Genomic DNA, 19,386 nt, shown 5'->3' on the forward strand with positions numbered 1-19,386 from the left:
TGAAGAATATGCTAATATAGTTAGCAGAGGCTAACTGCATTGGCATATTTTTTTATAAAGGAGAATAGATATTATGTTACAGTGGAAAATATTTATGGTGATGGCATTGATCGGGCATATATTGTGTGGGATTTCAGATGGATTTCTGACATATGCTCCAAATGGAAAAGTCGATCTGACAAATTTTAAGGATTATGAAAAATCCAAGGTAGCCTTTCATGGAATGCCACTGAAGAATCTGTCGGTTGCGATGTTGTTGGGCGTGTGTGCAATGACGCTTGAGATATTCGGATACATAGCTCTTTGTGACTGGATGCGGCAGTATTCAGAAACATATTATCTGATCATGCTGATAGCAACACTTGTCATGTTTATCAATCTTGCATTGCATCATCTGTTCTGCTGTCTGGTTGAATGGTTTTTTGTAAAATTAAACCTGACAGAAGAAGCCTTGCATGCGGTATGGGATTTCTTTAAGACAACCTGTTATACGATGTATCTGGGATATCTGGGAATGTTGGTATTTGCGGCAGCATTTTTTATTGCTGTTGTGACAGGAAAAACTTCACTTCCGGCGTGGGCATGTATTTTTAATCTGCTGCCGCTTGCAATCGTGATTCTGCCAACAAAACTTCCGGCAAAAGCAAATGTAATCGGGGTGATCATGTTTGCCGGGTTGATTTTTCTTATATAATGATCACGTTCGAGAGCCGGGAACTATCGGTGTTCTTACTTTATAGAAATTATCTTGTAAAAAAGTATAAAATAAAGGAAAATGTATAAAAAAGTATAAAATGAGGTAATATATGCAGAAGCCATTTACAATTACATTTAGTAAAGCACCGAAAAACGCATGTATTCATACAGATAAAACAGCATATTATCATTTGCCGGGACTGTTCGAATTCTATGAGCTGTATCGTATCTTCCTGCCATTGTTCCGTGAGCACAGAGAATATTTCTATGACTGGTGCGAGATCGGTTCGATCTATGGTGCTCCGGCGGACTGCCTGTGGGGTGGCGGACGTGTTGGATATGGTGATTGTGATCCGGAGGATGTCCGGGAATTGATGGACGAGTATGGAATCTCAGCCCGGCTGACCTTCAGTAACTCGCTGCTTTGCGAGGAGCATCTGGCAGATAAGAGATGTAACGAGCTTTGCAGATTATTTGAGAAAAACGGAAAGGCAGAAAATGGGGTGATCGTCCACTCGGAGCTGTTGTTGGATTACCTAAAAAAGCAGTATCCGGGTTTTTATTTTGTATCATCGACTACAAAGGTTCTGACAGATTTTGAGGAGTTGGTAAAGGAGACAGATCGGGAAGATTTCCGTTATGTTGTGCCGGATTTCCGATTGAATAAGGCATGGGACAAATGGGAAACACTGACACAGTCGCAGAGGGATAAAGTGGAATTCCTGTGTAATGAATGTTGTTCCTTTGGGTGTAAGGACAGACGCAAATGTTATGAAACGGTCAGTCGCAAGAATCTTGGAGAGGATTGCCCGGAGCATGAGTGTACGGCTTCAGATGTCATGGGCGGTTACCGTTTTTCAAAGGCAATGACAAATCCGGGATTTATCGGAATCAATGATATAAAAGGAACGTATCTGCCGAGGGGATTTTCTCATTTTAAGATCGAAGGGCGAAGCCTTGGCAGTGCATTGATCTTGGAATTTCTGCTTTATTATATGACAAAACCGGAATATCAACTGCACGTCCGGGAGGCTGTCTATCTGGATAATATGCTGGATCTTTTTTAACGGAACAAATGGTTACAAAAAGGTGACTATGTAATAAAAAAGTGCGTACTTTTTTCGCGCGATATTTCAATGTATGCTATGAGTGTAACAAAAAACGCCGGATCATTATTTGTCCGGGATAAGAGCAGATAAGGAGTTGGTTTCATATGGCATATTTTAACCGCACTCATCTGGCTGGAAGTTATGTATCAAAGGAGCAGCCACACAGCAAACCAAGAAAGTCGGGCAGAGTTTGTCGGATTAAAGCTATCCCAATTTTTCGTTTGACTTTTTCGAAAATGAGAAATATAATAACGTCTTGAACGAGTAGCAAACATGCGTAAATCCAGTTTTGCTGCTCGTTTTTTAATTATATATTGCTATTAGAAAGTGTGTAGCTTATCAGCGTAAGTCCAACTTATAAGATAAGTGCACACTTTTTTTGTGTGAAAAAGGAGGATTAAATTAAGATGGCGGAAAGTAATAAGATGAGGGAGATGCCGGTAAATAAGCTGATGGTTCAGATGGGAATACCGATGATCTTATCGATGGCATTACAGGCGGTCTATAATATCGTGGACAGTGCATTTGTAGGAAATATGAAGGTGGGGAGTGAAGCGGCATTAAATGCACTCACACTGGTATTTCCGGTTCAGATGCTTATGGTGGCTGTAGGAATTGGAACAGGTGTAGGAACAAATGCACTTCTTGCCATGACACTTGGACAGAGAGATGTGAAAAAAGCAGCAAGAGTTGCAGGCAACAGCTTATTTCTTGGTGGAATTATTTATGTGGTATGTCTGTTATTTGGTATCTTTGGAGTGAAAGCCTACATCTCATCACAGACCGTTGATCCGGAAGTTATCTCGATGGGAACAACATACTTGCGGATCTGCTGTGTGTTGTCCTTTGGCATTATCTTCTTTTCATTATTTGAAAAATTATTACAGGCAACAGGACGTTCCCTTTATTCAACGATTGGTCAGGTTACGGGAGCTGTTATAAATATTATTCTTGACCCGATCATGATCTATGGTATCGGACCTGTTCCGGAAATGGGAGTAGCGGGAGCCGCATATGCTACCGTCATAGGACAGATCGTATCTGCCGGTTTGCTTCTGGTATTTCATCTGAAGTTAAATAAGGAATTTGAACATGGAATAAAACATATGAAGCCAAGTGCCAGAACTATGAAAGAGATATATTCCATTGGTCTTCCTGCTATCATTGCACAGGCACTTATGTCAATTATGGTTTATGCGATGAATCTTATTTTAAAGTTCAATCCTTCCGCCCAGACGGCATATGGATTGTTTTATAAGGTGCAGCAGTTTGTATTGTTTCTTGCATTTGGCCTGAGAGATGCGATCACGCCGATCATAGCTTTTGCATATGGTATGGGAAGCAAAAAAAGGATCAAAGATGGAATCCGCTATGGTCTTATTTATACCATAGCATTGATGATCCTGGGCGTTCTCATCACAGAGATTTTTCCAAATGCCTTTGCTTCGCTGTTCAATGCAGGTCAGTCAAGAGCGTATTTTATCGGTGCAATGAGAATTATCTCGATCAGTTTTATATTTGCCGGAATCAATGTGGCATATCAGGGAATCTATCAGGCATTGAATGGCGGTCTTGAGTCGCTTGTCATATCACTTCTCAGACAGCTTGTGATCATATTGCCATTGGCAGCTATTTTTTCTTTCTTTGTAAGAAATGGTCAGATGGGTGTTTCGTTGATCTGGTGGGCGTTCCCAATTACGGAATTTGTCTCATGCTTAGTGGGATATGTATTTTTGAAGAGAATACAGAGAAACAAGGTAGAAAAATTAGGTTAAACTATGAATGTGGTATCGGTAAGAGGGAAAACTGTTTTGAATTTGTTCCGTGTCTGTGCAATATGGATGAGCGGAATTCAGGACAGGTGAATGAAAAGTCTAATCCTTCAGCTTTGTAAGATTGACAAAAACAATACAATGCAGTATATATAGAACAATATAAATGATTGTCTCGGCGTTAAAGAAGACTATAGATTTTGCTGTTTCTGAACATAACAGTATGCTCTATAGTCTTTTTTATTTATGTAATTACAGAAGATGGAGGAAGAACATGATGTCATCAAAGAATTGGTTGAAAAAAATAGTGATAATTATAGTAGGTTCTGTTATTGCAGCTTATGGAATCACACTTGCCTTGTATGCGGGATTTGGAGGTGCAACACTTGCAGTTTTGTGGCAGGGTATTTCAGAAACATTTCATATAAGTATCGGAATGGCTTCGTTTGTTGTAGCTGTTGTGATGATCTTATTTGCGGCTATTTATGACAGGTCGCAGATTCATATAGGAACATTTTTGTATCAGGTTGTGTACAGTGGGTGTGTGGATTTGTTTGCAAAATGCCATATATACAGCAAATATATGTGGATAAATTTCTTCATTATGCTGGCAGGGGTGATCTTATTTGCAGTTGGAACAGGTTTGTATGCATCTGCATCTCTTGGCAGAGGTTCTTATGAAGCAGTAACCTTTGCATTGGCAGAGAAAAATAACTGGCAGGTTAAGATCGTTCGTATGATATTAGATATTTTAATGGTCGTGACAGGCGTGCTTTTGGGAGGAAAGTTTGGAGCATGTACGATCATCACAGTTATAATTTCAGGACCGGTTATACAATTTACAAATGGCAAGGCAAAGCAGATTTTGATCTAGCAGACAGCAATGCTATATATCGAATGGGTGTTACCGTTCAGGTTAATCTGACTTTTGAACTTGCCTGGAAAGTATTGCAGGTTTTACAGATCTTGAGGAGACATTGCAGGAAAAACTTATAGAAGTAGATGAGTGGTAATCGTCTTTAATAAACTCCGGTTTGCAATAGTGAAATGAATAAGTCCTTGCACAAACACCCTGCATAAGGTAAAATGATTTCATATGAATATTTGTGAACTGGGGGCACCACTTTTCACAAGGAAGATAACAGGCGCCGGATCATACGTTATGGTTGTATGATCCGGTGCCTTTTTGTGTTACAGGGCATATGTCCTGTAGTGCAGAAAATGTGTAATTATGAAAGATAGGAGAACATACATGGTAAAAATCAATGGTGAAGAAAAAGAGATTGCCGGTAAGAATCTTCTGGAATATTTGAAGGAAGCCGGATTTGAGCCGGAACGTGTCGTTGTAGAACGGAATCTCGACATTATTCCAAAAGATGAACTTGGCAATACGATCATTCAGGATGAAGATGTGATCGAAGTATTACGATTTGTTGGCGGAGGTTGAGACATGACAGAGATGCAGAAGAAAATGCAGGAGCTGATCTCACAGGAAGAACTGGATCGTGCATTTGATGCAAGATTTCCGAAAGAGATGCAGGTAAAGTTACGTGCGGCGAAGGTGGCTGTTGCAGGTATCGGTGGACTGGGGTCAAATATTGCAGTCATGCTTGCGAGAAGTGGCGTCGGACATTTGCTTCTGGTGGATTTCGATGTGGTGGATGTGACGAATCTCAATCGTCAGATGTACTTTATATCCCAGCTCGGGAAGCCGAAGACGGAAGCCCTGCTCGAAACCCTGTATCAGATCAATCCATATCTGACGTATGAGACAGTGCAGACGAAAGTAACCCCGGACAATGTAAAGGAATTATTCGGTGGATATCCGATCGTGTGTGAAGCATTTGACAAACCGGATCAGAAGGCAATGCTGGTGCGTGAACTACTGATGCAGTGTCCGGATGCAACTGTTGTATCAGGAAATGGCATGGCAGGGTATGCAGATACGAATGCGATAAAAACGCGCCAGATGATGCGCCGCCTGTATGTGTGCGGAGATCAGAGCACTGATGTCGGCGACGGTATAGGACTCATCGCTCCGCGGGTAGCTGCCTGCGCAGCTCATGAAGCAAACAAAGTATTACAGCTGATTATGGAAAATTAAAAGGAGACAACATGGAAGATAAATTCATCTTAGACGGCAAGGAATTCAAGAGCCGTTTCATTTTAGGATCAGGCAAATACAACCTGAATCTGATCAAGGCAGCAGTCGAACAGGGAGGGGCAGAGATCATCACCCTTGCATTACGACGTGCAAATACACAGGAAAGTGAGAATATTCTGGACTATATTCCGGAAGGAGTTACCCTGCTTCCGAATACTTCCGGTGCAAGAAATGCCGAAGAGGCTGTCCGCATCGCAAGACTTAGCCGGGCAATGGGCTGCGGCAATTTTGTAAAGGTAGAGATCATGCGTGATGCAAAATACCTCTTCCCGGATAATTATGAGACTGTGAAAGCAACCGAGATCCTTGCAAAGGAAGGCTTCGTGGTACTGCCATATATGAATCCGGATTTAAATGTAGCAAGGGATCTTCAGAATGCAGGTGCGGCTGCTGTTATGCCGCTTGCAGCACCGATTGGAAGTAATAAGGGGCTTGCAACAAAGACTATGATCCAGGTATTGATCGATGAGATCGACCTGCCGATCATCGTGGATGCCGGCATCGGAAAACCATCTCAGGCATGTGAAGCGATGGAAATGGGTGCGGCTGCGATCATGGCAAATACAGCCATTGCAACAGCAGGTGATGTACCGGAGATGGCAGCAGCATTTAAACTTGCGATCGAAGCAGGAAGAAAAGCATACCTGACCGGAATGGGTCGTGTCCTTGCAAGAGGCGGAAGTGCTTCCGATCCTTTGACAGGTTTCTTGCGTTAGGAGGCAGTCGGAAATGAACGAAGAAAATCAAGTATATTTTGTTGACAGTGACAAGCTTCCACAGGAAGCGCTAGCGCGCAAGCATCGTTTGGAACAGGATGCATCGTTCCGGACAAATCATATGGAATATATGGAAGGCATGCAGGTGATCGATTCGGATATCAAGGACAAAGTACTTGCGGCTATGGATGCATATGACTATGATTCCTATACTGCGGCAGATGTAGAACGTGCGCTGTCACATGAGAGCTGTACGATCGAGGACTTTAAGGCATTGCTGTCACCGGTAGCAGCACCATATCTGGAACAGATGGCAAGGAAAGCAGAGGAGATCACGAAGAATCATTTTGGAAATACGGTCTATATCTTCACACCGCTTTATATTGCAAACTATTGCCAGAACTACTGTATTTACTGTGGCTTCAACTGTTATAACAACATCCGCCGGAAGAAGTTGACGATGGAGGAGATCGAGCATGAGATGCAGGTTATTGCGCATACCGGCATGGAAGAAATTCTGATCCTGACAGGCGAGAGCCGGGTATATTCGGATGTTACATATATCGGGGAAGCGGTGAAGATTGCAAGAAAATATTTTAAGAATATTGGAATCGAGATCTACCCGGTAAATGTGGATGAATACAAATATCTGCATGAATGTGGTGTTGATTATGTGACTGTTTTTCAGGAGACATACAACACGGACAAATACGAGACCTTACATCTGATGGGACACAAGCGCGTCTGGCCATATCGTTTTGATGCGCAGGAGCGTGCGCTGATGGGCGGCATGCGTGGAGCCGGATTTTCAGCACTTCTGGGACTGGATGATTTCAGAAAGGATGCACTGGCAACGGCACTTCATGTCTATTATATCAACCGCAAATATCCACATGCAGAATTATCATTGAGTTGTCCGCGCCTGCGTCCGATCGTGAATAATGAGAAGATCAATCCAAGGGATGTAGGTGAGAAGGAGCTCTGTCAGGTGCTCTGTGCATATCGGATGTTCCTGCCGTTTGTCGGAATCACGGTATCGAGCCGTGAAAGCGCAACATTCCGAAACGGAATCGCAAAGATCTGTGCAACAAAGGTTTCTGCCGGAGTATCGACCGGAATCGGTGATCATGAGGAGAAATACGAAGGTAAGGAAGATGCGGATGTAGGAGATGAGCAGTTCGAGATCAACGATGATCGTTCCTTTACATCCATGTATCAGGATATGGAGAAGGGCGGCTTGCAGCCGGTCTTAAACGATTATATCTATGTGTAAATGTTATGAGCACGCGATTGTGATCACCAATCGCGCGCTGGTAAACGGAGATTTTCTGGAACAGCTTCAAAAGGTCGCTCAGGTGCATCCGCATGCATTGATCCTGCGGGAAAAAGACTTGCCGGATATAGAATATGAGAAGCTTGCAGCGAAGGTTTTAGAAATATACAGAACGGCAGGCGTACCTGTCTTTCTGCATTCCAGAATGGAGATTGCAGCACGGCTTGGCTGTGAGAATATTCATTTGTCGATTCCTGTGTTGCAGGATTTGTCAGATGTCTGGCGTGATGCACTGACAACGAATTTTAAAGAGATCAGTGTGTCCTGTCACAGCATGGAGGATGTCGAGCTTGCAGTTAAGAGCGGAGCGACACAGATCGTGCTTGGAACGATATTTGAGACAGAATGTAAGAAAGGGCTGAAGGGCAGAGGACTGGAATTCGTTCGTGAGATCTGTGCGAATTGTCCGGTCCCGGTATATGCGATCGGTGGTATCAATGAAGAACGCCTGCCGCAGGTGATGGAAGCCGGTGCGGCAGGCGGTTGTATGATGTCCGGATTTATGCGGATGTAGGGAGATATGCCATGGTATACAGCGTGATATCATGTGCTATCTTCTTCTCGGCAGTTTTCGTCATGCCGCAATGTTCGTATTTGACAACCTTTTGGATGTTGTCGGTGTCAAGAATGCAGGGGCAGCCACGTTTGGCGGCTTCTGCAAATGGCGGCTCCAGAACCTTCTTCATGAAGCCCTGTCCCTGGTAAGCCTGTAAGACGACTACCATCGAGACGGCGATATAATCTTTTTCTTTGCGGTATAATTTCTTATATTGCTCGTTTGATCCGGTTGCGATATTTAATAATGATTTAAATGGTATCTCGCGCAGCATTCTCCGGATCATATGCAGAGCAGGTCCGAGGGGCTGTCTGGTATTCTTATCCCAGTATGCGAGGAAGCCTTCATATTTTTCGGAGGTTGTATATAACGTACCCATCCGGTAATAGAATTCAGTAATGATCTCGAAAGATTTGACGAGGTCATCATGTGGAATCGTTTCTGCGATTCCGGGAGATGCGGCAAATGCTTCCCCGATCAGTCTGCTGTATTTTTCTATATCTTCTGTTGACCAGTTCTCAATCTTTATCATGTTTTACCTCCAAAATTTCCTTTCAATATGTTTGAAAAGTCAGCATGATTTTCCATAATCTGAAAGTTTGCTGTTTTTTACTTCACATATCGTTCGTTTAATGTATTCTAAAAAATAATATCTCTGCAAACACATAATATTATATTAATAAAATATGAGTTATAACTCATATTATGTATGGCTGTAGAATATCACGCCGGGATTTTGCTGTCAATAGAAATGTGAGTATATACTCATGTTTTATTGACTTTATTTTTTTATATGCTTATACTGGAAACAGTAAAACTATATGAACGGAATTGTTTTTTACATAAAGGAGTAACACATGCCGGAAGAAATTCGTATCCCAAAACAGAAAAGAAGTATTGAGAAAAAAGAAGCACTGAAGAAAGCGGCGGTCGAGCTGTTCTCGACAAAAGGGTTTCATAACACCAGCAGCAATGAAATCGCAAAGAAAGCAAATGTGTCGATCGGGACATTTTACAGTTATTTTGTTGATAAGAAGTCGTTATATGAGGAATTGATCACGGATCTTTATAATGAATCTTTGCAGGAGATCACGATCATGGATGTGTCCGGGTTCACATCTCCGCGAGAATTTGTCAGAAAATACGTTGCTCTGATCCTACATAATCATGAATACATGACAGCATTCCAGAAGGAGATATCCGCCTTGTCCCTGCAGTATGATGACTTGCACGAACTGGAAGCAAGGGCGCGCGCGGGTGCATTTCGGACATTTTTCTCACTGCTTGAGACAAATAAAAAAATGCTCAGAATCTCTGATCTAAAGACCACATCCCTGATCCTTCAATGTGCATTGGAGTCCGTTGTGCATGAGGTGACCTTCTATGAAAATGACTATGATAAAGAAAAAGTCATCGATGAGCTTACGGATCTGATCTGCCGATATTGTATTGCAGATGAATATGATAAGAAAATGTAAGAAAGTGTGGAATCTGGCAGTCATTTAGAGTATACTGTCCATGGATGTTAGAATATACTAACTTGTGTTAGAGACAGGAGAATAACATGAAAAAACAATTTTTTGAAAACGAAAAAGATGGATTTTATGGAACGTATTACGAAAATCCCAAAGGGGCGGATTGTGCCGTGATCGGATTATTTGGGGATGATCCGAATGATTATATGGCGAAATGTGGAGCAAAATGGCTTCACAGACAGGGTGTAAATGTTATGTGTGTATCTCCGGGCAGAAAAAATTACAGTCATGTCAACAATCCGCTGGAAAGAATTCAGACCGCAATAAAGTGGTTACAGGATCATGGAAACCGGAAAATCGGTATTATGGGGATGAGCACGGCCGGAATGGATGCGATCGTTGCAGCATCTTATTTCCCGGATATTACGATGACGATTGGGCTTACTGCCAGTGATTTTGTATGGCAGGGATTTGAACAGGGAGAAAAGGATGGCTGTAAGGAATGGCCGATACCGAATGCATCCACACTTTCATGGCAGGGAAAGCCGCTGCCTTATATGCCATTTGTCTATGAACATCCGGTGTATTGGCAGAAGATTGAGGAAGAAACAAAAGGCTCCGGTGATATCACACGGTCGACCTGCTTGTTTATAGATTCGGAAAAGGCAAGACCGCATACAGAGGAAGAAATGGTAAAGGTTGAGAATATAAAAGGCCGCTTATTCCTGATCGGTGCGGATGATGACAGCTTCTGGGAGGCTGGCAAATATGTCCGCCGTATGGATCAGCGTTTGAAGGAACATCCACATACATGTGAATACGATGCTCTTGTTTATGAACATGGTACTCACTTTGTATTGCCGGAAACTTTGCTTCGGATCGCACTTCCGGTTGGACTCAAATTTGTATTGAAATTTGTCTTTAAGGCTGCAAAAGATTATCCAAAGGAATGTGAGGCAACCAGAAAAGATATTGACCGCAGACTGTCCGCAGCGTTAAAGGAGTGGACAGCGGATTAATATCCGTATTTGCTCTTGTTTTTTACCAGGAAGGTCACAGTGATAATAAGGGTTACAAGCTGAGATAACACCATTGTTAAGACCAGTGAAGAAGCCCGAACCAAATATATTAAATCCACAGAACAGGAATGAGGTAGAGTAAAGCATCATTCCTGTTTTTGTCATTTCACAGAGTTCTGCCTCGTAGCCGACAAATATCTTTGCGATAAGCAGGGGATGCTTGTCTGATAACACTATACTGGAAATCGTATTTCGTCAAGAGATAAGTGAACAAGATAGTAAGCAAGATAATAACCTGAATGGTTCCCTTCATTTATGCCAGATGCTTTTTGCTGAGGAGAATTTGGATATGTCAGAGACGCAAATGGATGCTTATCTGAACTATGTATATCAGGAAGAAGAAAAAGGCGTGCGTTTTGCAGTTGTGGAAGAATTGGTGGAGGACATATCAGAATTTACAGGCGATGTTGTATTTCCGGGAGATCCGGTCTGGCATGGAGGTGTTCGCTGGATATCGAAAGCGTTATCACTGGTCTTATGGGGAGTGCTGATCATCTGTCCGGTTACCCATGTTGTTGAAGTAATAAATGGAAAGAGATCATTGAGCATTCCGCTCTTATTGATCTACGGATTTATCATTGCTGTATATTCGTATGGGTTTGTTCGATTTCGGAAAACGAAGAAACGAAGAAATCCTGCAGGCAGTAAAACACATTGGACAAATAGACATATTATGATATAATTTGCATATAATATAAACGGAGGTGGTTTTTATGTTAACATTAAAGGAATCAATCAGACCATCGGCTGATTTAAGAAACCATTATAATGATATTTCAAAACAATGTAAGGAAAATAAAGAAGCGGTAATTATTACAGTAAATGGCAGAGGTGATACGGTAGCCCTCTCATATGAAGAATATAAAAATATGAAAGCTCGTATAGAGTTACTTGAAATATTAGCTGAGGCAGAGGATGATATAAAAAATAATCGTGTTGCACCGATAACTGAAACATTTGATGATTTGCGTAGAATGCTTCAGGAGGGCTAAGTATGGAATATGAGGTAATACGAACTGATACTGCGGATGCAGGAATCAGAAAAATAATTTTATATATAGCTCAGAATTTTGGCAATGAAGTAGCTTTGGAACAACTTGATTATATAGAGAAAAAAATTCTTGAACTTGGAAATGATCCATATATTGGAACAGATCCAAGATACCTTGTTCTTAAACGACAAGGATATAAAGTCCTTATACTAAAAAAGAATCTGTTTTTTTATAAAATTAATGAAGAGAAGAAAACGGTTATTGTATATGCGGTAGTGGATGGCAGACAAGACTATTTGAATATAATACGTGGATTATAGAAAGTGCGCAAATTTTCTGGACAGAAATTAAGAATGAATTTGAAGGTTCCCTCATACAATTACTTATCGGGATTTCCGATTCATACAAAGTATGAAGACAATTCAAGGAGGGGATTTTTTGTCTGAGAAAATGAGTGAAGTCTACGAAGCATATGACATGGAAATACTGGGTGCCGTCAGAGGCCGGGGATCTATGATCCTGAAAACGGATCGGGGAATCAGGCAGATATCTCCATTTGACGGCAGCGAGGAGCGGCTGGAGCAGGAACGGGAATTTAAGGAAAATCTGTATGAGACAGGATTTCACCATATTGACTGCTGCGTGCCGAACCGGGAAGGAGAGCTGATCACCTGCGACCGCTACGGGAATCCATATGTGATGCGGGAATATTTTGAGGGACGGGAATGTAATTCCGGAAGTATCTGCGATCTGAATCAGGCGGCTGCAAATCTTGCGGTATTTCATATCCGGGGGCGTGAGCTGTATGCAAAAGAGGGGAGAACGTATGCGTACCGTGAGCCGGGCAACTTCAGACGAAAAACGCAGGAAATGAAAAAAATCCGGAGCTTTATCTCAAAGCGTCCGACGAAGAATGATTTTGAACTCTTATATATAGAAGCATATGACGCATTTTACAGACAGGCAATCGACTGTCAGGCGATGATGGATGCCTGCGACCGGACAAATATTGCCGGGCATATCGGATATTGCCATGGAGCATATAATTACCACAGTGTGTTGTTTTGCGGTGGGTATCTGGCGACTGTGAATTTTGACCGGTTTCATGTCGGATATCAGTTGATCGACTTATATCAGTTTATACGGAAGGTCATGGAAAAGAATAATTATAACTTCAATATGGCGGTGAAGATCATAGAAGAATACGATCGTATCCTGCCGCTTACCATAGAAGATTATCGATATATCTACATATTATATAGTTATCCGGAGAAGTTCTGGAAGGTCAGCAATCGCTATATGAACTCCAGAAAATGCTGGATTTCCCCTGCAAATCTTGAAAAACTCAGTAAACTTATAACAGATGAACAAGAAAAACAAAAATTTTTGAGTGATTTTTGCAATCATTATGGGTTCACAAGTTAGGAATTTGAATGTATAATGTCATGTGTGAGAAAATCTAACTTTGGGATTTAGGAAATATATTAAGTGTAATGTTTTAAAGGAACGCACAGGAGGAAATATTAAAATGAGCGAACGCAATTATATGGAAGTATATGAGCAGTGGGTCAACAATCCATTATTTGGTCAGGAGACTAAGGATGAACTTCTTTCAATCAAGGATGATCCAAAAGAGATAGAAGAAAGATTCTACTGTGATCTGGTATTTGGTACTGCCGGACTTCGTGGTATTATCGGTGCCGGAACAAATAGAATGAACAAGTACGTTGTCCGTAAAGCAACACAGGGTCTTGCAAATTATATCATCAAGCAGGGCAAACAGGATAAGGGTGTTGCTATTGCATATGATTCCAGAAGAATGTCACCGGAGTTTTCCATGGAAGCAGCATTATGTCTTGCAGCAAATGGAATCAAGGCATACAGATTCGAGTCTTTACGTCCAACACCGGAGCTGTCATTTGCAGTTCGCTATCTGGACTGTGTAGCAGGTATTAATGTAACAGCCAGCCACAATCCACCGGAATACAATGGTTATAAAGTATACTGGGAAGACGGTGCGCAGATCACACCTCCACATGATACGGGAATCATGGCAGAGGTTAAGGCCATTACAGATTTTGCAGATACCAAGACAATGGAAATGATCGATGCGATCAAAGCAGGACTTTTGGTAACGATCGGTGCAGAAGTTGATGATGCATATATGGGCGAACTGAAGAAGCTGGTTCTTCATCAGGATGCTATTGATAAATATGGTAAGGATCTGAAGATCGTATATACCCCACTTCATGGTACCGGAAATATTCCTGCAAGAAGAATTCTTTCTGATCTTGGATTTGAAAATGTATATGTTGTTCCGGAACAGGAACTTCCAGATGGTAACTTCCCAACAGTTGATTACCCAAATCCGGAAGCAAAGGAAGCATTTGCCCTTGCTCTTGATCTTGCAAAGAAAGTAGATGCAGACCTCGTTCTTGCAACTGATCCGGATGCAGACAGACTTGGTGTATATGCAAAGGATTCCAAGACAGGCGAATATAAGGTATTTACCGGTAACATGTCAGGAAGCCTTCTGTGTGAATATGAAGTAAGTCAGATGAAAGCACGCGATGGCAAACTGCCAGAGGACGGTGCGATCATTAAGACGATCGTTACAACAAATATGGTTGATGCGATCGCAAAATATTACGATACAGACCTGATCGAGTGCTTCACAGGTTTCAAGAACATTGGACGTGAGATCTTACGTTTCGAGCAGGAAGGAAAGGGAACTTACCTCTTTGGTTTCGAAGAGAGCTACGGCTGTCTGATCGGAACACATGCAAGAGATAAGGATGCCATCGTAGCAACAATGGCACTTTGCGAAGCTGCTGCATTCTATAAAGGACAGGGTAAGACTTTATGGGATGTTATGATGGATATGTATGAGAAATACGGCTACTATGTAGATGATATCAAGACTGTAACTCTGAAGGGTGTAGAAGGTTCCAAGAAGATCGGACACATCATGAATGTACTTCGTGACAATACACCGGCAGAGATCGCCGGATATAAGACAAAGGTTGTCCGTGACTACCGTCTGGAGACGATCAAGAACCTTGAGACTGGCGAAACTGTTAAGACCGGTATGCCGAATTCAAATGTTCTCTACTATGAATTAGAGAATGATGCATGGCTTGCAGTAAGACCATCCGGTACAGAGCCAAAGATCAAGTTCTACTATGGAATCAAGGGCAGCTCATATGATGAGGCTCAGAAGATGTCCGCAGAAGCAGGCGACAAGATCATGGATCTGATCTATGATATTTTAGAGAAATAATAAAAGTTTAATTTAAATATAAAACACAGGGATTGCCCCTGCACAGACCATAAGCCCCATTATAAATGACTCGCTGCGGTTTCTGTTCAATGCATATGCCTGATTCGTAAATACTCCTGCGCTAACTCGCCAACTAAACGTTGGCTCAGACAAGCGCTCGTATTTACTGGCAATATGCATTTCACGACGGAACCTTCGCTGATGTCATATTATAATGGGGCTTATGGTCTGTACAGGGGCAATCCCTGTGTTTTCTGTTAAAAAAAGAAGGGCACAATGTCTCTAAAATATCAAAATGAAAATAGCCTTGATCTGTAAATGTTAGATATCGATATCTTAGAGAAATAATAAAAGAAAAACTTAATAAAAGACTGAGGCTCTATATAATTTATGAAGCAGACCTGTTCGAACGAAAGTGTTCTGCGGAATAAATTGATATAGAGCCTCAGTCTCTTTTATTCAAAGTAGGAAATTATTTAACGATTACAACGTTAGTAGCTCTTGTTCTTGAACCACCCTTAGGATCTTCCTCTGTGTCGAATGTAACCTGCTGACCTTCAACAAGTGTCTTATATCCTTCACCCTGGATAGCTGAGAAATGAACGAATACATCTCCGCTTCCATCATTGTTTGAGATAAATCCATAACCTTTTTCTGCGTTAAACCATTTTACTGTACCGTTGTTCATGTGGGTACCTCCTTATATATTTCTTGCTTGTACCCAATGAAAACGTGCATCATTTATGAGAGAAATACGATTAAAACCTTAATCCATACGTCCGCTTAAAAGCGATTACATAGTTAATCTTGAATACGCTCTCATAATAGTATGGGCGCACCTATTTGTCAAGAAAAACAAGGTAAAAATAATGATAAAATCCGGTAAAAAATGATCCATGGGTTCTTGGCAGAAAAGGAAAAGTAGGATACTATAAATACAGGAAAAATGCAAAAACAGGAGGAGAGCGTATGAGAAAGGGAAAACGTCTGATTGCATGGATCATGGCAGTTGTTATGCTGTTTACAATCTGTGTATTTGGTGGAAATGGAACGGCGGAAGCGGCAGCTACAACACCGGTTGCAAAGCATGGAAGACTGTCTGTAAAGGGAGCAGACCTGGTCGACAGTAAGGGAAATAAATTCCAGCTTCGCGGTATCAGCACACATGGAATCAACTGGGATGTCGGATCGCCATATGTGAATAAGAAAGCATTCAAGACGCTTCGTGATGACTGGGGCGTGAATGCGATCCGACTGGCAATGTATACCGAAGAATACAATGGCTATTGCAGTGGCGGCAGTCAGGCAAAGCTTCGGAAACTGGTGGATAAAGGTGTCGGGTATGCGACTGATCTTGGTATGTATGCGATCATCGACTGGCATATCTTAAGTGACGGAAACCCGAATAAGAACAAGTCACAGGCGAAGAAATTCTTTACCACGATGGCAAAGAAATATAAGAACAATAAAAATGTTATTTATGAGATCTGCAATGAGCCAAATGGCTGTAGCTGGAAAGAGATCAAATCCTATGCGACAGACATTATCAAAACGATCCGCAAATACGACAAGAAAGCAGTTATTATCGTGGGAACACCAACCTGGTCACAGCTTGGAACGGATGGAACGTCAAATGAAGTTGCAGACAGCCCAATCAAGGGATATAAGAATATCATGTACTCCCTGCATTTCTACGCAAGTGAGTGGGCGCACAATGAATATCTTCCGGCAAAGGTTGCTTATGCAAGAAAGAAGAAGCTTCCGATCATTGTATCTGAGTTTGGTTTATCACCGGCCAGTGGCGACGGAGCCATTAACAAGGCATCCGCAGACAAATGGATGAAGCTGCTTAACAAATATAACATCAGTTATTTCTGTTGGAGCCTCAGTAATAAGAACGAGTCGGCATCTTTGCTTAAGCCATCAACAAAGAAAACCTCCGGCTGGAAGTCAGGTGACTTATCCACAGCAGGAAAGTATATCAAGAAGAAATATCTTGCGAGAAAGAAAGCTCTTGGCAAGAAAGCATAGTGATTATGTATATGAGATAAACAGTAATATCGGCAAACAGCCGGATGGTCTGTTTGTATAATGAATCAATCATATTTTGCACCTGTGCATCATAGAATAAATAATACAGGAAAATCGTATGAAGCGAATCGGATTTTTCCGGAATGATGACAGGACAGGATGTGATGGTATGAAGAAAAATAACAGGATTCTAGCCTGGTTCACCATGGTTTTGTTAGCATTTGCAATTCCATATGTGGGAACCAGGCTTTTTGTGCGTTATCGGGATGTGTCGGATGCCCGGATCGCGGCACTTAGTAGCAGCCGGGATGTGTGTATCCTGCAAAATGGCAATTACAGGCTGATCGACTGTGAAGAATATATTTTGTATGTCCTTGCCGGGATATATGACCCGTCATGGAATGTGGAGATGGCAAAGACGATGGCAGTTCTGACCCGGACTGCGATCTATTATGAAATGAACGATCAGGCGGACACTGCAAATGGCGGAGGCAAGATCATCAATGAAGGAGACTTGAAAGAGATCCGGATAGAGAAAGATGAATTAAAGCAAAAATGGGGGAAAGAATATAAGCAGAATATGGAAATGGTATATCAGGCTGTGAAGGATACGATGGGACAGGTTATCGTTTATGATGGCAGACTTATTATTCCGGTCAGTCATGCAGTCAGCATAGGGGTAACTGTTAGTGCAGAGGAATTATATGGTACTGCGATTCCATATCTGGTATCCGTTGACAGCAGTCAGGATATCCAGTCGCCGGATTTTTCATCGACAAAGATTTACAGTGCGCTTCGTATAAAGAAAGAATTTGGCATGAATGGAGAGGGAGAAGCGTTTGACGGATCAGAGAATCTGGGGCAGACCGACGTGGATGTTGAAAAAAACGAATCTGCGACGACTGGTTCAGCACAGAGTGAGGAACAGGTTGTGGATGCGGGTGCGCTGACTGTGCTTGAGGCGACGAAATCAGGATTTGTCCGAAAGGTAAATGTATTCGGTACGGTCGTGACGGGAGAGACATTTGCACAGACCCTGTCACTTGGAACGACAAATTTTCATATCGATCAGGTCGAGGAGGGATATCGGATCATCTCGATCGGTAAAGGCTCATCCCTTGGAATGTCGATGTACGGAGCCGGATGGAAAGCCGATCAGGGCAGTACATATCGAGAGATCATCACATATTATTACCCGGAAACTTCGATCGCAGATGGGGCGGCATATTAAATATCTGCGAAAACATATAAGGATAATTACCAATATAATAAGGAATACAGATGGAATTGCAAAGGAAAGGTGGTTATTTCAAAAATCATTTCATTTCGCTGGTGGCAGGATATGACAAAATGCATAAGATAAATAAAAAGCTTATGGAAAATATTTGCCTGTGTATATAATCCGGAAGTTCAGGCAACAATATCCATGAGGTGATAAACATGAAGAAATTTTTGAATGTTATTAAGAGAAATATTTTCTACATTGCCCTGATCGCCGGAATGGTGGCACTTGTAGGACTTGTAGCTCTATATAATGTGAAAACCCAGTCAGATGATGAAAATGCTGTCAGCTCGGAGGCAGTAGAAGAAACCGCAGACAGAAGCAATCTCGGAACAACAGAAATAGTAAAGGAAACACTTGGCGGTACCGCCAAAGCAGAGGACAAGGCAGAAGCAACAACAGAGAAAAGTTCAGAAGTAGAAACCGGAGCAAATGCTGCCAAGGTGGAAGAACAGATCGAACTGAACTATGACGGCAGTACAGCTCTTATGTGGCCACTAAACGGAAATGTGATCATTCCATTCAGCATGGACACCACAGTATTCTACGAGACATTAAACCAGTACAAATGCAATGCCGGAATCGTATTGGAAGCAGCAGAAAATGACAAAGTTTCAGCCGCTTACAAATGCAAGATCACAGAGATCACAAGCACACCGGAATTTGGAAATGTAGTAAAGGCATCCCTTGGAAATGGCTATGAAGTCATGTATGGACAGCTTAAGGATATCAATGTTTCTGTTGGTCAGGTGGTAGATGCCGGCTGCACCATTGGCACTGTAGCAGAACCAAGCCGTTATTATTCAAAAGAAGGAACAAATCTGTATTTCGCAATTACCAAAGATGGCAAACCTGTCGATCCTGTATCATTGATCGAAGGGGAATAATCAGAACAATCCAT

Annotated in this window: 21 protein-coding genes; 19 read left to right on the forward strand and 2 right to left on the reverse strand. The window is 41.9% G+C overall.

The genetic code is table 11. The features are described from left to right. The first annotated feature begins 73 nt into the window (after positions 1-73). The 9 genes from OCV60_RS01685 to OCV60_RS01725 all read left to right on the forward strand — a co-directional run bounded on the left by OCV60_RS01685 (position 74) and on the right by OCV60_RS01725 (position 8,304). Complete coding sequence (locus OCV60_RS01685) at positions 74-694, forward strand: DUF6796 family protein (RefSeq protein WP_262529127.1); 621 nt, start codon at positions 74-76, stop codon at positions 692-694. Positions 695-806: 112 nt separating this feature from the next. Further along, on the forward strand, positions 807-1,763 hold the full coding sequence (locus OCV60_RS01690; protein WP_262529128.1) for a hypothetical protein: 957 nt from the start codon (positions 807-809) through the stop codon (positions 1,761-1,763). 449 nt (positions 1,764-2,212) lie between these two features. After that, the gene (locus OCV60_RS01695) at positions 2,213-3,580 is read left to right on the forward strand and encodes an MATE family efflux transporter (protein ID WP_262529129.1); all 1,368 of its coding nucleotides are present in this window, start codon (positions 2,213-2,215) and stop codon (positions 3,578-3,580) included. A 274-nt stretch (positions 3,581-3,854) separates the two neighbouring features. Further along, complete coding sequence (locus tag OCV60_RS01700; RefSeq protein WP_117822547.1) at positions 3,855-4,451, forward strand: YczE/YyaS/YitT family protein; 597 nt, start codon at positions 3,855-3,857, stop codon at positions 4,449-4,451. A 378-nt stretch (positions 4,452-4,829) separates the two neighbouring features. Further along, positions 4,830-5,024 carry a sulfur carrier protein ThiS gene (gene thiS, locus OCV60_RS01705; RefSeq protein WP_118482982.1) on the forward strand — a complete coding sequence of 65 codons (195 nt, stop codon included), beginning with the start codon at positions 4,830-4,832 and terminating at the stop codon, positions 5,022-5,024. A 3-nt stretch (positions 5,025-5,027) separates the two neighbouring features. Beyond that, a complete protein-coding gene (gene thiF, locus OCV60_RS01710; RefSeq protein ID WP_117784549.1) occupies positions 5,028-5,681 on the forward strand; it encodes a sulfur carrier protein ThiS adenylyltransferase ThiF in 654 nt (217 codons plus the stop codon). An 11-nt stretch (positions 5,682-5,692) separates the two neighbouring features. After that, positions 5,693-6,457 (forward strand): thiazole synthase, encoded by a 765-nt coding sequence (locus OCV60_RS01715; RefSeq protein ID WP_262529130.1) that lies wholly within the window; start codon positions 5,693-5,695, stop codon positions 6,455-6,457. Positions 6,458-6,470: 13 nt separating this feature from the next. Further along, a complete protein-coding gene (gene thiH, locus OCV60_RS01720; RefSeq protein ID WP_262529132.1) occupies positions 6,471-7,730 on the forward strand; it encodes a 2-iminoacetate synthase ThiH in 1,260 nt (419 codons plus the stop codon). Between the two features lie 19 nt (positions 7,731-7,749). Continuing rightward, the gene (locus OCV60_RS01725; RefSeq protein WP_262529133.1) at positions 7,750-8,304 is read left to right on the forward strand and encodes a thiamine phosphate synthase; all 555 of its coding nucleotides are present in this window, start codon (positions 7,750-7,752) and stop codon (positions 8,302-8,304) included. On the opposite strand, the gene OCV60_RS01730 is transcribed toward OCV60_RS01725, so the two are convergent. Continuing rightward, positions 8,291-8,878: a GNAT family N-acetyltransferase gene (locus OCV60_RS01730; RefSeq protein ID WP_262529134.1), complete on the reverse strand. Its 588-nt coding sequence runs from the start codon at positions 8,876-8,878 to the stop codon at positions 8,291-8,293. The genes OCV60_RS01725 and OCV60_RS01730 overlap by 14 nt on opposite strands. Before the next feature lie 325 nt (positions 8,879-9,203). Here OCV60_RS01730 and OCV60_RS01735 point away from each other — a divergent pair, with 325 nt between their 5' ends. From OCV60_RS01735 to OCV60_RS01765, 7 genes are all read left to right on the forward strand, one after another. Beyond that, on the forward strand, positions 9,204-9,824 hold the full coding sequence (locus OCV60_RS01735) for a TetR/AcrR family transcriptional regulator (protein WP_262529135.1): 621 nt from the start codon (positions 9,204-9,206) through the stop codon (positions 9,822-9,824). 86 nt (positions 9,825-9,910) lie between these two features. Continuing rightward, complete coding sequence (locus OCV60_RS01740; protein ID WP_021944226.1) at positions 9,911-10,840, forward strand: acyl-CoA thioester hydrolase/BAAT C-terminal domain-containing protein; 930 nt, start codon at positions 9,911-9,913, stop codon at positions 10,838-10,840. A gap of 349 nt (positions 10,841-11,189) precedes the next feature. Beyond that, a complete protein-coding gene (locus tag OCV60_RS01745; protein WP_262529136.1) occupies positions 11,190-11,582 on the forward strand; it encodes a hypothetical protein in 393 nt (130 codons plus the stop codon). A 31-nt stretch (positions 11,583-11,613) separates the two neighbouring features. Next, positions 11,614-11,892: a type II toxin-antitoxin system Phd/YefM family antitoxin gene (locus OCV60_RS01750; protein ID WP_008399788.1), complete on the forward strand. Its 279-nt coding sequence runs from the start codon at positions 11,614-11,616 to the stop codon at positions 11,890-11,892. 2 nt (positions 11,893-11,894) lie between these two features. Continuing rightward, a complete protein-coding gene (locus OCV60_RS01755) occupies positions 11,895-12,212 on the forward strand; it encodes a type II toxin-antitoxin system RelE/ParE family toxin (RefSeq protein ID WP_118482996.1) in 318 nt (105 codons plus the stop codon). 118 nt (positions 12,213-12,330) lie between these two features. Continuing rightward, complete coding sequence (locus OCV60_RS01760; RefSeq protein WP_242996065.1) at positions 12,331-13,317, forward strand: protein kinase family protein; 987 nt, start codon at positions 12,331-12,333, stop codon at positions 13,315-13,317. A gap of 103 nt (positions 13,318-13,420) precedes the next feature. Next, positions 13,421-15,172, forward strand: coding sequence for a phospho-sugar mutase (locus OCV60_RS01765; RefSeq protein ID WP_173789055.1), 1,752 nt, complete (start codon positions 13,421-13,423; stop codon positions 15,170-15,172). Between the two features lie 472 nt (positions 15,173-15,644). On the opposite strand, the gene OCV60_RS01770 is transcribed toward OCV60_RS01765, so the two are convergent. Further along, the gene (locus OCV60_RS01770) at positions 15,645-15,860 is read right to left on the reverse strand and encodes a cold-shock protein (protein ID WP_008402359.1); all 216 of its coding nucleotides are present in this window, start codon (positions 15,858-15,860) and stop codon (positions 15,645-15,647) included. 281 nt (positions 15,861-16,141) lie between these two features. On the opposite strand from OCV60_RS01770, the gene OCV60_RS01775 reads away from it, so the two are divergent. The 3 genes from OCV60_RS01775 to OCV60_RS01785 all read left to right on the forward strand — a co-directional run bounded on the left by OCV60_RS01775 (position 16,142) and on the right by OCV60_RS01785 (position 19,372). Continuing rightward, on the forward strand, positions 16,142-17,203 hold the full coding sequence (locus tag OCV60_RS01775; RefSeq protein WP_008402360.1) for a glycoside hydrolase family 5 protein: 1,062 nt from the start codon (positions 16,142-16,144) through the stop codon (positions 17,201-17,203). 118 nt (positions 17,204-17,321) lie between these two features. Further along, positions 17,322-18,434 (forward strand): SpoIID/LytB domain-containing protein, encoded by a 1,113-nt coding sequence (locus tag OCV60_RS01780; protein WP_262529140.1) that lies wholly within the window; start codon positions 17,322-17,324, stop codon positions 18,432-18,434. Between the two features lie 209 nt (positions 18,435-18,643). After that, complete coding sequence (locus OCV60_RS01785; RefSeq protein WP_173789052.1) at positions 18,644-19,372, forward strand: M23 family metallopeptidase; 729 nt, start codon at positions 18,644-18,646, stop codon at positions 19,370-19,372. The last annotated feature ends 14 nt before the right edge of the window (positions 19,373-19,386 follow it).

The organism is Coprococcus ammoniilyticus (assembly GCF_025567345.1).
Lineage (GTDB): Bacteria > Bacillota > Clostridia > Lachnospirales > Lachnospiraceae > Coprococcus > Coprococcus ammoniilyticus.

Bases quoted from the DNA above. Each gene is read 5' to 3' on its own strand.
- OCV60_RS01685 (WP_262529127.1), top strand. From the start codon at position 74: ATGTTACAGTGGAAAATATTTATGGTGATGGCATTGATCGGGCATATA.
- OCV60_RS01690 (WP_262529128.1), top strand. From the start codon at position 807: ATGCAGAAGCCATTTACAATTACATTTAGTAAAGCACCGAAAAACGCA.
- OCV60_RS01695 (WP_262529129.1), top strand. From the start codon at position 2,213: ATGGCGGAAAGTAATAAGATGAGGGAGATGCCGGTAAATAAGCTGATG.
- OCV60_RS01700 (WP_117822547.1), top strand. From the start codon at position 3,855: ATGTCATCAAAGAATTGGTTGAAAAAAATAGTGATAATTATAGTAGGT.
- thiS (WP_118482982.1), top strand. From the start codon at position 4,830: ATGGTAAAAATCAATGGTGAAGAAAAAGAGATTGCCGGTAAGAATCTT.
- thiF (WP_117784549.1), top strand. From the start codon at position 5,028: ATGACAGAGATGCAGAAGAAAATGCAGGAGCTGATCTCACAGGAAGAA.
- OCV60_RS01715 (WP_262529130.1), top strand. From the start codon at position 5,693: ATGGAAGATAAATTCATCTTAGACGGCAAGGAATTCAAGAGCCGTTTC.
- thiH (WP_262529132.1), top strand. From the start codon at position 6,471: ATGAACGAAGAAAATCAAGTATATTTTGTTGACAGTGACAAGCTTCCA.
- OCV60_RS01730 (WP_262529134.1), bottom strand. From the start codon at position 8,878: ATGATAAAGATTGAGAACTGGTCAACAGAAGATATAGAAAAATACAGC.
- OCV60_RS01735 (WP_262529135.1), top strand. From the start codon at position 9,204: ATGCCGGAAGAAATTCGTATCCCAAAACAGAAAAGAAGTATTGAGAAA.
- OCV60_RS01740 (WP_021944226.1), top strand. From the start codon at position 9,911: ATGAAAAAACAATTTTTTGAAAACGAAAAAGATGGATTTTATGGAACG.
- OCV60_RS01745 (WP_262529136.1), top strand. From the start codon at position 11,190: ATGTCAGAGACGCAAATGGATGCTTATCTGAACTATGTATATCAGGAA.
- OCV60_RS01750 (WP_008399788.1), top strand. From the start codon at position 11,614: ATGTTAACATTAAAGGAATCAATCAGACCATCGGCTGATTTAAGAAAC.
- OCV60_RS01755 (WP_118482996.1), top strand. From the start codon at position 11,895: ATGGAATATGAGGTAATACGAACTGATACTGCGGATGCAGGAATCAGA.
- OCV60_RS01765 (WP_173789055.1), top strand. From the start codon at position 13,421: ATGAGCGAACGCAATTATATGGAAGTATATGAGCAGTGGGTCAACAAT.
- OCV60_RS01770 (WP_008402359.1), bottom strand. From the start codon at position 15,860: ATGAACAACGGTACAGTAAAATGGTTTAACGCAGAAAAAGGTTATGGA.
- OCV60_RS01775 (WP_008402360.1), top strand. From the start codon at position 16,142: ATGAGAAAGGGAAAACGTCTGATTGCATGGATCATGGCAGTTGTTATG.
- OCV60_RS01780 (WP_262529140.1), top strand. From the start codon at position 17,322: ATGAAGCGAATCGGATTTTTCCGGAATGATGACAGGACAGGATGTGAT.
- OCV60_RS01785 (WP_173789052.1), top strand. From the start codon at position 18,644: ATGAAGAAATTTTTGAATGTTATTAAGAGAAATATTTTCTACATTGCC.